At 46.0% G+C, this 14558-nt stretch carries 10 protein-coding genes and 1 pseudogene; 7 read left to right on the top strand and 4 right to left on the bottom strand.

The window, feature by feature from the left end:
- Positions 1-189 precede the first annotated feature (189 nt).
- The gene (locus K2I50_RS09565; protein ID WP_301026094.1) at positions 190-1194 is read left to right on the top strand and encodes a YncE family protein; all 1005 of its coding nucleotides are present in this window, start codon (positions 190-192) and stop codon (positions 1192-1194) included.
- Positions 1195-1217: 23 nt separating this feature from the next.
- Complete coding sequence (locus tag K2I50_RS09560; RefSeq protein WP_301026093.1) at positions 1218-3278, top strand: TonB-dependent receptor; 2061 nt, start codon at positions 1218-1220, stop codon at positions 3276-3278.
- Positions 3279-3299: 21 nt separating this feature from the next.
- Here the strand turns inward: K2I50_RS09560 and K2I50_RS09555 are convergent, their stop codons facing one another.
- Entirely contained in the window at positions 3300-4220 is a 921-nt protein-coding gene (locus tag K2I50_RS09555; protein ID WP_301026092.1) for a helix-turn-helix domain-containing protein, read from the bottom strand.
- A gap of 137 nt (positions 4221-4357) precedes the next feature.
- On the opposite strand from K2I50_RS09555, the gene K2I50_RS09550 reads away from it, so the two are divergent.
- The 4 genes and pseudogenes from K2I50_RS09550 (at position 4358) to K2I50_RS09535 (ending at position 7373) form a co-directional block, all read left to right on the top strand.
- The gene (locus K2I50_RS09550) at positions 4358-5440 is read left to right on the top strand and encodes an alpha/beta hydrolase (RefSeq protein ID WP_526022978.1); all 1083 of its coding nucleotides are present in this window, start codon (positions 4358-4360) and stop codon (positions 5438-5440) included.
- A 3-nt stretch (positions 5441-5443) separates the two neighbouring features.
- Positions 5444-6010, top strand: coding sequence for a DapH/DapD/GlmU-related protein (locus tag K2I50_RS09545; RefSeq protein ID WP_301026090.1), 567 nt, complete (start codon positions 5444-5446; stop codon positions 6008-6010).
- A gap of 122 nt (positions 6011-6132) precedes the next feature.
- A pseudogene (locus tag K2I50_RS09540) lies at positions 6133-6501 on the top strand (putative quinol monooxygenase); the annotation flags it as partial.
- Between the two features lie 74 nt (positions 6502-6575).
- On the top strand, positions 6576-7373 hold the full coding sequence (locus K2I50_RS09535; protein WP_526022979.1) for a carboxymuconolactone decarboxylase family protein: 798 nt from the start codon (positions 6576-6578) through the stop codon (positions 7371-7373).
- A gap of 72 nt (positions 7374-7445) precedes the next feature.
- Here the strand turns inward: K2I50_RS09535 and K2I50_RS09530 are convergent, their stop codons facing one another.
- The 3 genes from K2I50_RS09530 to K2I50_RS09520 are packed head-to-tail and all read right to left on the bottom strand — an operon-like array spanning position 7446 to position 11432.
- On the bottom strand, positions 7446-8327 hold the full coding sequence (locus tag K2I50_RS09530) for a carbohydrate kinase family protein (protein WP_301026088.1): 882 nt from the start codon (positions 8325-8327) through the stop codon (positions 7446-7448).
- Positions 8328-8360: 33 nt separating this feature from the next.
- Positions 8361-9542, bottom strand: coding sequence for an MFS transporter (locus tag K2I50_RS09525; protein ID WP_301026087.1), 1182 nt, complete (start codon positions 9540-9542; stop codon positions 8361-8363).
- Between the two features lie 36 nt (positions 9543-9578).
- Positions 9579-11432, bottom strand: coding sequence for a glycoside hydrolase family 32 protein (locus K2I50_RS09520; protein ID WP_301026086.1), 1854 nt, complete (start codon positions 11430-11432; stop codon positions 9579-9581).
- A 282-nt stretch (positions 11433-11714) separates the two neighbouring features.
- Here K2I50_RS09520 and K2I50_RS09515 point away from each other — a divergent pair, with 282 nt between their 5' ends.
- Positions 11715-14468, top strand: a complete 2754-nt coding sequence (locus K2I50_RS09515; RefSeq protein WP_301026085.1) for a substrate-binding domain-containing protein — start codon at positions 11715-11717, stop codon at positions 14466-14468.
- Positions 14469-14558: the final 90 nt, after the last annotated feature.

Below are 14558 nucleotides of genomic sequence, written 5' to 3'. Positions count from 1 at the left end.
ATTCCTCAATCTCTTGCTGAATTTGAAATAAATGCAAAAATATATCAACGATGTTAAACAAATTACCTCCAGTCGGTAACATTTATTATTTAACAAGCTCTTATGCCGATGCGTAAAGTATCCCTCTCTCCACTGTATATATTGACGTATATATTTACGGCATGCCAATGCCTACTTGTCACTTCGTGTATGAAATGGGATTACGGTGAAGAAGAGGAATTCACCATACCTCCCCATGGCCTGTTTATCACCAACGAAGGCAACTACCAGTATGGCAATGCCACACTATCCTACTATGACCCTGCGACCAATACTGTAGAAAACGAACTGTTTTTCCGGGCTAACGGATACCGGCTCGGCGATGTGGCCCAGTCAATGACTATCCACGACGACAAAGGCTGGATTGTAGTAGACAATTCTCATGTTATATTCGCAATAGACACCCGCACCCTGAAAGAAACCGGGCGCATCGAGGACTTTACAGCCGCACGATACATCCATTTTATAAGCGACACAAAAGCCTATGTAACCCAGCTATGGGACAACCGGATATTCATAATCAATCCATCCACATATTCCATCACGGGCTATATCACTGTGCCAGGCATGGAGGCGGGCAACGGGTCGACCGAACAGATGGTGCAATACGGTAAATATATTTACTGCACATGCTGGAGCTATCAGAACAGTGTAATAAAAATAGATACCGAAACCGACCGCGTTGTCGATAAACTGACCGTAGGCATACAGCCATCATCGATTGCCATTGACCGTAACAACAAGCTATGGGTACTTACCGATGGCGGATACGAAGGCAGCCCCTATGGATACGAAGCTCCTACAATCTGCCGTATTGACGCAGAGTCATTCACTATCGAGAAGCGCTATACCATGCGCCTCGGCGAATCGCCGTCAGAACTTCAGCTCAACGGCGCACGCGACACTCTGCTCTGGATAAATGGAGGGATATGGAATATGGACATCAGCGCCGACGCCCTCCCTGTAGCGCCTCTTATCGAGGAGCGGGCCACAATCTACTACGGTCTGACGGTGAATCCTGACAACGGAGAGATATATGTGGCCGATGCGATAGATTACCAACAGAGAGGCATCATATACCGCTATAACGCTCATGGCACACTTATCGACCAATTTTACGCAGGTATAAATCCGGGTGCATTCTGCTGGAACTGAATTCTGCGACAAACTCCAATAGCATGTTTGACATATCCGCCCCACTCCGCTTTTTAAAAGGATTACTCCTCCTCACAGCCATATCGATTCCGACAATTGCCTCAGCTCAAAAGACCTATCGTCTCGGCGAAGTAATCTACACCGCCAAGCGGCCAATGAAAGATATCGGCATTCAGAAAACAGTTCTCGACTCATCAATGCTTAAAGAAAATATAGCATTGTCAATGGCCGATGTACTGACATTCAATTCTTCCATTTTCGTAAAAAGCCACGGACGCGCCACACTGTCGACCGTAGCATTCCGAGGCACATCGCCAAGCCACACACAAGTAACATGGAACGGAATGCGCATAAACAGCCCGATGCTCGGCATGACCGATTTCTCCACAATCCCTTCGTTTTTTATCGACAAGGCATCCCTGCTACACGGCACATCGTCGGTAAACGAAACCGGTGGCGGACTGGGTGGTCTCGTAAAACTGGCCACATCGTCAGACATACAAGATGGGCTCGGATTGCAGTATGTACAGGGAATAGGCTCATTCAGCACTTTTGACGAATTTGCCAAAATCACCTATGGAAGTGACAAATGGCAAATATCAACACGCGCCGTATATTCATCATCACCCAACGACTATACATATACAAATCATGACAAGAAGCTGAATATATACGACGACAACCACAATATCATAGCTCAGTATCATCCCAAGGAACGTAACCGAAACGGCTCGTTCAAGGATTTCCATCTGCTTCAGGAAGTATATTACAACACTCTGCATGGCGACCATTTCGGACTAAATGCATGGTATACAAGTTCAAACCGCGAACTGCCATTGCTGACAACCGACTATGGAGAGTCGGACTTCGAAAACCGTCAACGCGAGCAGACCATACGTGGCATACTCTCATGGAATCATATCAAAAGTTCGTGGAAAGCAGGTGTGAAAGGCGGGTATATACACACATGGATGGCTTATGACTATCGACGGGAGACAGCCAATGACAACTGGACCACCATGACCCGTTCACGCAGCCACATAAACACCTTTTATGCTCAGGCCGAAGGCGAATATACTCCCTCGCGAAAATGGTATTTTACAGCCAATATGTCGGCACACCAGCAATTCGTACGCAGCGAAGACCGCAACATACAACTCCAGGATAATAACCGCGCCATAATAGGATATGACAAGGGGCGGATTGAACTTTCCGGTGCATTATCGGCAAAATGGCAACCATGCGAACGGATTGGCATGTCGGCCGTCATACGCGAAGATATGTATGGCAGCACATGGGCACCGCTGATACCGGCATTTTTCATTGACGGAATTGTATCACACACCGGCAATATCACATTAAAAGGGTCAATATCCCGCAACTACCGCTTCCCTACCCTCAACGACCTGTATTTTCTGCCCGGAGGCAATCCTGACCTTAAAAGCGAGCATGGTTTCAGCTATGACTTCGGAGCAACATTCAGCATAGGAAATCCCGGAGTATTTTCCATTGACGGAGGTGCGACATGGTTTGACAGCTATATAAACGACTGGATAATCTGGCTACCGACGACAAAGGGATTCTTTTCTCCACGAAATGTAAAAAAAGTACACGCATACGGCATAGAGACAAAGGTCAATATGGGTATACAACCGTTTAAAGGCTGGTTCTTAGACATCAACGCGTCATACTCATGGACCCCGTCGATAAATGTCGGAGACAAAATGTCGGAAGCCGACCAATCCATCGGCAAACAGCTCCCATATGTACCACGCCATTCGGCGTCTCTGACAGGAAGGCTGTCGTGGCGTTCATGGGCATTTCTGTACAAGTGGGTTTATTATTCACGGCGTTTCACCATGTCAAGCAACGAATATACCCTGACCGGACACCTCCCCGAGTACTTCATGAACAATATATCCCTTGAAAAAAATTTCTCGTTCCGGCCGGCCGACCTGTCTTTGAAACTTGCCGTAAACAATCTGTTCAACGAAGACTATCTCTCAGTATTGTCGCATCCAATGCCCGGAATAAATTTTGAATTTTTCATCTCGATTACTCCAAAATTACCTACTAAAAAATAGTCAACCGCCAATAGCAGAAAGTCAATTATATCCTACACTGATTTTTTCGCGAAACTGCTTTGGACTTATTCCGGTAATCCGCTTAAACATTCTGGAAAAATGCTGCGGATATTGAAATCCAAGGTCGTATGCCACGATACTTATGTCATCATTCGTGGTAGCCAACTGCTGTTTGGCAAATTCAATAATACGGAGTGATATTAGCTCTTGTGCAGTCTTGCCTGTCTCTTTTTTGACCAGGTCGCCGAAATAGCCGGGTGTCAGGTTCACTATCTCGGCAAAGTAATTCACAGTCGGCACTCCATCCTTGCCATGACCGTCAGCATAGTATTCCTTCAATGCCTTTTCAAATTTTGTCAGCACATCCGAATTAACCTTACGGCGTGTTATGAACTGACGCTCATAAAATCTTGACAAATAATCAAGAAGCACCTGAATATGACTGGCCACAATCTCAGCTGTGTGATTGTCGACAGGATGCTCTATCTCGTTTTTTATATGGTCAAGACATTCGATAAACAGTCTCCTCTCATCCAGCGACAAATGCAATGCCTCTCGCTGTGAATAGTCAAAAAAACTATAATTTTTAATCTTAGCAGCAAGTGGAGTGCCATAAATAAGATCAGGATGAAACATCAGTCCGATGACATCGGGAGCCAACTCGTCAGTCTCCGACTCCACTCCTATGATATGCCCCGGAGAAAAACTCACCACCGTGCCCTCCTGATAATCATATGCCTGTCGACCATATTTAAGAGTACAACTGACACCATTTTTAAGATACAAGGCATAAACCCCATAGTCCATCTGTATATGATTTACTACGCGGGTAGCTTCAGTAAGATTCAGCACAGTCACCAAAGGGTGGCGTGTCTCCAGCCCATACAGCTTGTTGTAAGCATCTATGGAATCAAGTTTTACTATTATGGAATCATGTTTCATAGTGCAAAAATAATCATTTCCGGGCTAAAATGATTTAGCGTCCGCAATACTGGTATGTATTACCCGAATTGTGGTATAGCGCCGGGATATTTAGTTACGAAATTTGCAATCAGAAAATCATCAATGCCCGATTTATAATGAACCGATTAATAATACTTATATCATTAATTATTGCTGGAAATTTCGTATCAAAATCTCAAAATATGAACAATCAGAATACCAGTACAGCCATTGCGCCATGCGAGAGACTTGTCCTGACGCAGGAGTGGGACAAAGTTTTCCCGAAAAGCGACAAGACAGACCATCGCAAAGTGACATTTGTGAATCGATACGGCATTACCCTTGCCGCTGATATGTATACACCAAAAGGCATTACCGGAAAGCTCCCCGCCATTGCTGTCAGCGGACCATTCGGCGCCGTAAAAGAACAAAGTGCCGGCCTGTACGCCCAACAACTTGCCGAACGTGGATTTATCACCATCGCATTCGACCCGTCATTCACCGGAGAAAGCGGGGGACAGCCGCGACGAGTTGCATCGCCCGACATAAATACAGAGGATTTCTCGGCCGCAGTCGATTTCCTGTCGGCCCAACCTGACATAGACCCCGAGCGGATTGGCATACTCGGCATCTGCGGCTGGGGCGGAATCGCAATCCAGGCTGCAATAAATGATCCACGAATCAAAGCCACGGTAGCCTCTACTATGTATGATATGACTCGAGTCACCGCCAATGGCTATTTCGATGCCGACAACTCAAAAGACAAGCGCAATGTCATACGTGCCACTTTGGCCGCACAGCGCACGGAGGACTACCGCAACAGTTATTACCGGCGAGCCGGAGGAGTAGTCGATCCCCTACCCGACGATGTGCCACAGTTCGTAAAAGAATATCATGCCTACTACAAGACTCCAAGAGGATATCATGTACGCTCCGGCAACTCTACCGACGGATGGAACTCGACTTCGTCTCTGCCGTTCACGAACTTCAGGTTTTTCCAGTATGCGGACGAACTCGACAATGCGGTAATGATTGTGCATGGCGAGAACGCACATTCACGATATTTCGGTGAGGACACCTTCAAGCTACTGCACGGCGATAACAAGAAACTACTGATTGTAGCAGATGCCAGCCACTGTGACTTGTATGACAATCTTGAAAAAATTCCGATGAATCAGATTGCGGAATTCTTCAATAAATGGATGCCGATAAATAATTGAGCAATGACAACAAAAGAATTTATCGAGACAATGGACTCCGGCAGGCTCATTCCTGCCGGAAGTCCGATTCATGCTAAAATGCATTCCCTAAGCCAGGAAGCGATACGCATCACCATGGAGATAAACACCGCATTTCATTCCCATGAAGAGATTATCGAGCTGATGTCGGAACTAACAGGTGCACGTGTAGATGAGAGCCTTGGCCTGTTTCCGCCATTTTATACTGACTGCGGGAAAAATATCCGCATCGGCAAACGTGTGTTTATCAACTCCGGCTGCAAATTTCAGGACCAAGGAGGAATAACAATCGGCGATGACGTGCTCATCGGACACAACTGTGTGATAGCGACCCTTAACCATGCCATGGATCCCGACCATAGAGGTGATATGATTCCGGCGCCAGTAAAAATCGGCGACAAAGTATGGATCGGAGCTAATGTCACAATTCTCCAAGGAGTCGAAATTGGTGACGGGGCTATAATCGCCGCAGGCGCTGTCGTCAATAAAAATATCCCTCCACGGACAGTTGCCGGAGGCGTCCCGGCGAAAATCCTGAAAAATTTGCAGTAATGTACCGCCTTCCAATCATTATATCAGTCTTAATCCTCTCCATATCTGCCGCATGCCACAATCCCGTAGACAAAAATAAGGATAAGATAACAGAAGAGACCAATATGGAACTCCCCGACTCAAATCCTGACAGAATGCCATCAAACTGTGCAAAAGAGAAGATGCAGCCAGATGGCATTGTCCGACTTTCAAAGATAGAAATATATCCGGAATGCATCAGCGAATACATCGACTATGCTAAAGAAGTCGGAGAAATATCGCTGCGCACTGAGCCTGGCGTACTTACCATGTACGCCATCTGCGAAAAGGATAATCCATGTATGGTTACAATTCTCGAAACATACGCAAGTAAAGATGCCTACGAGAAGCACATTGCCTCGGAGCATTTTCAAAAATACAAACGGTCAACCATAAAAATGGTAAAATCTCTCAAACTCGTTGACCAGACTCCTCTCAATCAAGCCAACAAAATAGTAAACTTCATCGAGTGAAGATTGCCTAAGGAAATTATATACTATAACCGACCAATTGCCTGTAAATGAGAAAAACAGCAACGACCCTACTGATGATATTTGTATCGGTATTGACTTCAAATTTTATTATGGCACAACAAAAAATAGTTCAGACAGCAGGACGCCAACAGCTTGGTGATTTCGCCCCGGTATTCGCTCATCTTAACGATGACATCCTTTTTGGAGAAGTGTGGAGCCGCAATGACCTTCTTTCATTGCGCGACCGCAGTCTTGTGACAATCACATCACTTATCTCACAAGGCATTACCGACAGTTCACTGACATTCCATCTTCAGGAAGCGAAAAATAACGGTATAACCCGCACCGAAATCTCTGAAATCATAACTCATATCGCATTCTATGCAGGCTGGCCAAAGGCATGGGCTGCTTTCCGTCTTGCAAAAGATGTGTGGAACGATGATATAAAAGGTGATGATGCAAAGTCTGAATTTGCCCGTTCAATGATATTCCCGATTGGCGAACCGAATACATCATATGCAAAATATTTCATCGGCAACAGCTATATAGCCACGATTTCAGACTCACAGATACCATTTGCCAATGTGACGTTTGAGCCGGGATGCCGCAACAACTGGCACATACACAAGGCAGATACCGGTGGCGGTCAGATGCTCGTAGGAGTTGGCGGCCGCGGCTGGTATCAGGAAGAAGGCAAACCTGCGGTCGAGATACTACCCGGCACAGTAATCCACATACCGGCCAATGTAAAGCACTGGCATGGAGCCGCAAAAGACTCATGGTTCGCACATCTTGCATTCAGTATTCCCGGTGAAAACAGTGAGAACATATGGCTTGAGCCGGTGACCGAAGAAGAATATGACAGCCTATAGAAATTATGTAATCCGGAGATTGAACACCAATAGTATTCATCTCCGGATTACATGATTAGGCAAGTTTAATTATTACTTGGTGTACGCATCAGGAAGCACGGGCATCGCTCCATTGCAGGTGCACACAAATGCCGAAGTATCTACAGCTCTGCGGTGAGCCTCAGCCACAGGCATGCCTTTCAGCACACAAGATATGAATGCCGCAGTAAACGAATCGCCGGCACCTACCGTATCGGCCACCTCAACCTTGGGAGTAGGCAGGAATGATACATTACCGGGGGTAAATACATAGCTGCCATTGATACCACATGTAAGAATAAGCATCTTAAGATTGTATTTTCCCAGGAGAATCCAGCATTTATCCTGAAGGTCAATGCCGGGATAGCCGAACATGCGGCTTACTGTGACCAGTTCCTCATCATTAATTTTAAGAATATTGCAGTGCTCCATTGATTTGCAGAGAATCTCTTTATTGTAGAATCCCTGGCGCAAGTTCACATCAAATACCACCAGAGTATCCTCATTCTTGGGCATAGTGTCAAGGAAGCGGTTAATAGTCTCGCGTGACACTACATTACGCTGAGCCAGCGAACCGAAGCATACAGCTTTTGCATTTTTTGCAAGAGCCTCAAGCGATGGAGTCCATGGGATATTGTCCCAGGCGACATTCTCTTTTATCTCATATTGGGGCACTCCGGCCTGATCTATTTCGACCTGCACGGTGCCGGTAGGATAAGGCACCTTTTCGATAAGCTGACGGAGTCCTTTTGTAGTAAAATTCTCGAGTATCTCATCGCCAAGCGCGTCATCACCTACAGCGCTTACTACACAACTCGGCAGACCGAACTGCGATACATGATAGGCAAAATTGGCAGGCGCGCCTCCGATTTTCTTTCCTTCGGGGAGAACATCCCACAGGGCCTCTCCCATTCCTACTACTACATTGTTGTTCATAATAATGGTATTAAAATATTTATTGGGGTAACTTTATTTCTTTATTTTCATTGTATAGTACATGAGATATATCACTCCGGCTGTCATCACGGCGACCGCACCGCCCTGTCCTACAGCATCAGCGGCAAAGCCCATAGCAAGGGGAAAGACAGTGCCTCCGAACAAACCCATTATCATCAGTCCGGACACTTCGTTTTTCTCATTAGGCGATGTATTGAGAGCCTGCGCGAATACGACCGAGAAAACATTAGAATTGCCAAAGCCGATAAGACCGATACCTATATACAGGGCTGTAAGAGTGTCACACACGAATAGCATCCCCATAGCCACAAGCATCATTGCGACACTGAACCCGAAGAACAGTCTGGGAGACACCGAGCGCAATATAAACGCGCCGAGGAAACATCCGGCTGTACGGAAAATGAAATATATACTTGTCGCGAAACCGGCCTCCTCAAGAGGTAATCCGATGCGCTCCATGATAATTTTGGGGGCAGTGGTATTGGTGCCGACATCAATACCGACATGACACATGATACCGATAAAACACAACAGAATAAACGGCCGCCCGAGCAGTTTGATGCACTCACCTATGCCTGAGGCTTTGTCGGGACGTTCCTCCTGTATTGGAGTTGCACCAAGTACCGATATCGACAAGAAACTTACAACGGCATAAATGATAAAGAGCGACCTCCAGCCAAGACCAAATGTAGGTATAGCGGTAGTGGCACCCCATGCTGCGATAATCGGCGCAAGAAACGAGGCTATAGCCTTCACAAACTGTCCGAAAGTAAGAGTCGACGCAAGTTTGTCGCCACTTATAAGATTAGTAACAAGTGGATTAAGAGATGTCTGCATTACAGCATTACCGATACCGAGCAACGAGAATGAAATTAGCATGATGGCATAACTGTCGCCAAGCGCCGGTATGAACAAAGACACAGCTGTTATCACCAGACTTATGAGTACTGTCTTTTTACGCCCGATTTTATTCATCAGCATGCCGGTAGGCACTGAGAAAATCAAGAACCAGAAAAAGACAAGCGACGGGAAAAGATTTGCCTCCGAGTCGGAGAGAGCAAGATCTTTCTGTACATAATTTGAAGCTGTGCCTACGAGGTCGACAAAACCCATTGCAAAAAAGCATAGCATTACCGGCACAATCTGCATCAGTGAAGTTTTGCGGTCCACGGCAAGCGGTTGTGATATTTCCATATGATTTAGTTTATTCTACTGTTATAATTGATAATTTCAGTCATTGATATCCTTTATAGAGAATATTCTGAGATTCCTTATATCTGCCTTTCCACCATCCGCGCTGAAAGAAATACGATTGTAAGGAGCAGTAGGGAACACCAGATTGGTCATAGCGAATTTTCCGTCAGCTTCAAAAACCTCTATACTTGACCTATCGACAAATATACGCAGTTTTAGAGTTGAATCCTCGTCTGAAAATGTCGGTGCGACAGTTACTGCAGGGAAATCCTGGCTGAAATCAGTAACTCCACTCTTGCGGCGATCAAAAGTAAAAGTACTTTCCGACGGATTATAAACCATATCTACATAATCTCCTTCATCATTCGACAGCATTACCGACACAGGAGCTCCTTTGCGTGAATCAATGTCAAGAAGAATCTCACATATTCCATCGTTGTCGGCAGGAAGTGATATTTTCCGGGGATTCTTACCGGCAGATAACTTACTATGACGGCTTACAAGACGGTCGCGGAGCATATCAACTTCAGGAGATGGCACTGTCGATACGTATATCTGTCCGTCAGTTGCCTTGAACAACCCCATCTCTCTCGGAAGAGTGTTGGCGCTACGGAACTGCATGGTGGGCACCTCTGCCGCATACTGCCAGTTGCTCATCCAGCCTATTACAGTACGACGGTTGTCGGGAGCATCGCTCCAGCTTACTGTAGCATAATGGTCCTTGCCGAAATCCATCCATTTGGTAGGCACATTTCCCTCGTCATCCTTGTCGGGAGTAAAAGTATTGCCGTCAAAATCGCCAATGAAATATTGGGTGGCACTACCTCCGAACGGGCCACCGGGATTGATATTGCATATCAGCATCCACTTCTTTTCTTCGGTGCCATCTACTGAGAGTTCAAACAAATCAGGGCATTCCCATACACCGTCCTGAGCTCCAAGACCTTTCCCGAACGCACTGCTCAATGTCCAGTTTTTCAGATCCGGCGACCGGAATATCAGCATCTCGTGATCAAGAGCATGGGCAAGCAGCAGATTCCATTCTCCTGTAGCAGCATTCCAGAACATATTTGGATCGCGGGCCTCGCTTTCAAGAGTGATTACAGGATTTCCGGGATATATCTCAAATGTGGCTCCATTGTCTTTACTGTGGGCAAGACTCTGAATTTGGCTTGCTGCCGCCGAGGTGTATAGCGAGACTATCGCGTCATTGCCAAAGCCGGCGGTATTGTCCGGGTCGAGAACCGAGCTGCCGCTGAAAACAGCACCAAGGCCATTGGCTTCTATAGCAAGAGGATGATGAGTCCAGTTAATAAGGTCAGTTGACGACGAGTGGCCCCATGTCATATTCTGCCACTTCGAACCGTAAGGATTATACTGATAATACAGATGCCACACACCGTCTTTATACACCATACCGTTGGGGTCGTTCATCCATCCATACAGAGGTGTATGATGGAAAGCCGGACGATATTTCTCACGATTGGATGTATCGAATGTATCGGAAACTACAAAACGGCTCCAGCATGCATCTTCCTTAGCCTCCCTTACTGTGGAGCGGCTCTGTGATGTTACCACATTGAGCACTACGTCATGTCCACTGTAGTCTTCAAGCGATAAAGGTACATAATAATCGACCTTCGACTTTGCGAGACGCACATATACAGTCTTTTCAAGTTTACCATCGACAACCACATTGACCGTAGCATCGTCATTGCTCTCCTGCACAGGCATCAACAGAAATCTTTTTCCGCTATCAACCCTCACCAGAGTATTGTTTACTCCAAGGTGATTTACGGTCACTCCGTCAGCCGCACATACTACCGACGGAAACAGCGCGGAAGCGCCGGCCATCAGGCATGAAAGACTTAACTTTATTATTTTTTCCATATTAAATATACTAATGGGTGGTAAAAATTTCAGGTTAATGCAAAACTAAAACAATCTTTTTTCCATGGAATAAAGTTCCTGTTGACAACGGAACTGTTATGTATCGTATCCGCTGCGTTTCCATACTGCAAAACTACTATATTGCCCAATTTCAGCCTATAAAAAATCGTGCATTGTCTATTAAATTCGTTGTATGCACATCATTTTTATTATCATAAGCACTGTTTTTCATATGATTATCAATATCTTTGCAGTGTTGATTACCTTATATGCGCAATTCTCATGAAAAAGTTGTCTATATACCTGTTTATTATCACATTTCTCACCACCGTTCTTGCAGCATGTTCCGACAGCAGAATATATAAAATCGGAGTCTCACAATGCAGCCAGGACGACTGGCGCTCAAAAATGAACGATGAGATAAACCGTGAAATAATGCTCCATGAAGACGCGGAAGTCGAAATACGCTCGGCCGACGACAGCAACCGGAAACAGATTTCCGACATACGCTACTTCGCCGACAATGATTTCGATATAATAATCATATCGCCCAACGAAGCAAAGGCACTCACTCCAGTAATTAAAGAGGTGTATGAATCAGGCATACCTGTAATAATATTCGACCGAAACATCATCGACGATTCATATACAGCACATATTGGTGTTGATGACAAAAGTATAGGCAGGGGAGCAGCTCATTATGCATTCCACATACTGGCCGACTCCCCAAAAGTCATAGAGATATACGGGCTGCGCGGCTCCACTCCCGCCGAAAACCGCCATGACGGATTTGCAGAGGAACTGACTGCCGGAGGAGGCAAAATCATAGCCAGTGAGCCAGGCAACTGGAACAAAGAAGAGGCAATACCCATTGCTGACTCATTAATACAGGCACATCCGGAAGCCAACCTCATATACGCCCACAACGACCGAATGGCAATCGGTGCATCGGAAGTGGCACAGAGGCTTGGACGAGATGACATAAAGATAATAGGAATAGATGCTGCTCCAGAAATAGGCATACGAGCTGTTGCCGACAGCATAATAGATGCTACTTTCCTATATCCCACTGAGGGCCACCGGCTTATACAGACGGCTCTCGCCATACTTAAAGGAGAGCCGTATCAGCGTGAAGTACAGATACCGGCATCATCGGCTGTCGACCTCTCAAATGCCGACATTCTATTACTTCAGAATGAGGCGCTTACGGAAGAGACCCGAAAAATGAAACTTCTGAAAGAGAAAATTGATGACTATTGGGCCAAACATTCCTCACAGACATCACTTTTCTATGCGAGTATAGCCATAATAGTGCTGCTTTTTGGAGTATTCTTCCTTGTACTCAGGTCATTCTGGCAACACCGCCGCCATCAGATGGCGCTTATGGAACGCAACAGACTCCTGGAAGAGCAACGCGACATGCAAAAGTCACTGAACGAAAAGCTGCAGGAAGCAACGCAATCAAAACTGATGTTTTTCACCAACGTATCCCACGATCTGCGCACTCCTCTCACCCTTATAGCCGAGCCTGTGTCACAGCTTGCCGATGCAAAAAATCTTACTCCTCAGCAACACACCCTTATTAAAATTGCCGACAAGAATGTAAAAATTCTCCGTCGACTTATCAATCAGATACTTGATTTCCGCAAGTATGAAAACGGCAAACTTGACCTGCATCTGTCTGAAATAGATTTCGGACACGCTATAACCGAATGGATGGAATCATTCTACGCCGTCGCCCGAAAACGCGACATCAAGCTGTCGCTTGACGCCCCCGATGGCGTCCCGGTCACAGGAGCATTTGATGCAGAAAAAATCGAGAGAGTATTTTTCAATCTGATTTCCAACGCATTTAAATACACCCCCGACAACGGGTCCATACAAGTGTCATACAGTGTGGCAGATGACCGCCTTACACTTAAGGTAGCCGACACCGGCGAGGGCATCAGCCAACGTGATCTCGGCAACATATTCGACCGTTTCTACCAGGCCGACCGCATACATCCAAGAGGCTCAGGTATAGGATTATCGCTGGTAAAGGCTTTTGTCGAACTACATGGAGGCTCAATCTCGGTAAAGAGCGCTCTCAACGAAGGGTCGGTATTTACTGTCGAGCTTCCCCTGCGACACATATCCGACACAACCGTTCCTACGGAAAGGAACATCACACCCGAAGATGTGTCCACAGAATTGACCGGAATCGACACCGAACAGACTTTTGATGCGGAAAAGCCTCTCATTCTGGTTATTGACGACAACAAAGATATAATCCGACTCGTAAGCGAGCTCCTCAATACATCATACAATATTATAACTGCCACCAACGGACGCGAAGGCATAAGAATGGCCACAAAATATGTGCCTGACCTTATCATATGTGATGTGATGATGCCTGTGATGGACGGCATGGAATGCTGCCGCCGCATCAAGGAAGAGATATCCACATCACACATACCGATACTCATGCTTACCGCATGCTCCCTGGATGAGCAGAGGATACAGGGATATGACAACGGTGCCGACGGATATCTTGCAAAACCGTTCAGCGGAGCCGTGCTCACATCAAGATGCGCATCACTCATATCCAACCGCAAGCGCATAAAAGAGATATGGAGCGGAGACAATGCCACTGCGATATCTATGGCCAAAAATATGTCACCCGATGAGCAGACTACGGCAAACAAACCGGCATTGCCGGTATCCGATATCGACAATGATTTCTATCGCCGGTTCATAGAGATACTAAAGGCCGATATGGGCAATTCAGAATTGAATGTCGACAAAATTGCATCAAAGATGGGACTTGAGCGCTCTCAATTCTACCGCAAGATAAAAGCCCTGACCAATTATTCTCCTGTAGAACTGATAAGACGCATACGATTGAAACACGGTCATAACCTTATCGTATCAACCGACAAGACCATCAGCGAGATTGCTTATGAAACCGGATTCTCGACTCCGGCCTATTTCACCAAATGTTATCGCGATGCCTACGGAGAAACACCTACCGAAGTACGCAATCGATTGAGTAAATAACACTCAGTCAGATTGGTACATGCATCACGACACCCGCCAGCTCATCATACCATAGGCGATATGCGCCTATGGTACAGCTATTTAGCAACA

Source organism: Muribaculum sp. (assembly GCF_029051885.1).
Taxonomy (GTDB): Bacteria; Bacteroidota; Bacteroidia; order Bacteroidales; family Muribaculaceae; genus Muribaculum.
Note: the sequence above shows the minus strand (reverse complement) of the source record. Positions and strands in the feature narration are given on the sequence as shown.

Coding starts and splice junctions, on each gene's coding strand:
- K2I50_RS09560 (WP_301026093.1), top strand. CDS start 1,218: ATGTTTGACATATCCGCCCCACTCCGCTTTTTAAAAGGATTACTCCTC.
- K2I50_RS09515 (WP_301026085.1), top strand. CDS start 11,715: ATGAAAAAGTTGTCTATATACCTGTTTATTATCACATTTCTCACCACC.
- K2I50_RS09555 (WP_301026092.1), bottom strand. CDS start 4,220: ATGAAACATGATTCCATAATAGTAAAACTTGATTCCATAGATGCTTAC.
- K2I50_RS09530 (WP_301026088.1), bottom strand. CDS start 8,327: ATGAACAACAATGTAGTAGTAGGAATGGGAGAGGCCCTGTGGGATGTT.
- K2I50_RS09535 (WP_526022979.1), top strand. CDS start 6,576: ATGATATTTGTATCGGTATTGACTTCAAATTTTATTATGGCACAACAA.
- K2I50_RS09520 (WP_301026086.1), bottom strand. CDS start 11,432: ATGGAAAAAATAATAAAGTTAAGTCTTTCATGCCTGATGGCCGGCGCT.
- K2I50_RS09550 (WP_526022978.1), top strand. CDS start 4,358: ATGAACCGATTAATAATACTTATATCATTAATTATTGCTGGAAATTTC.
- K2I50_RS09565 (WP_301026094.1), top strand. CDS start 190: ATGAAATGGGATTACGGTGAAGAAGAGGAATTCACCATACCTCCCCAT.
- K2I50_RS09545 (WP_301026090.1), top strand. CDS start 5,444: ATGACAACAAAAGAATTTATCGAGACAATGGACTCCGGCAGGCTCATT.
- K2I50_RS09525 (WP_301026087.1), bottom strand. CDS start 9,542: ATGGAAATATCACAACCGCTTGCCGTGGACCGCAAAACTTCACTGATG.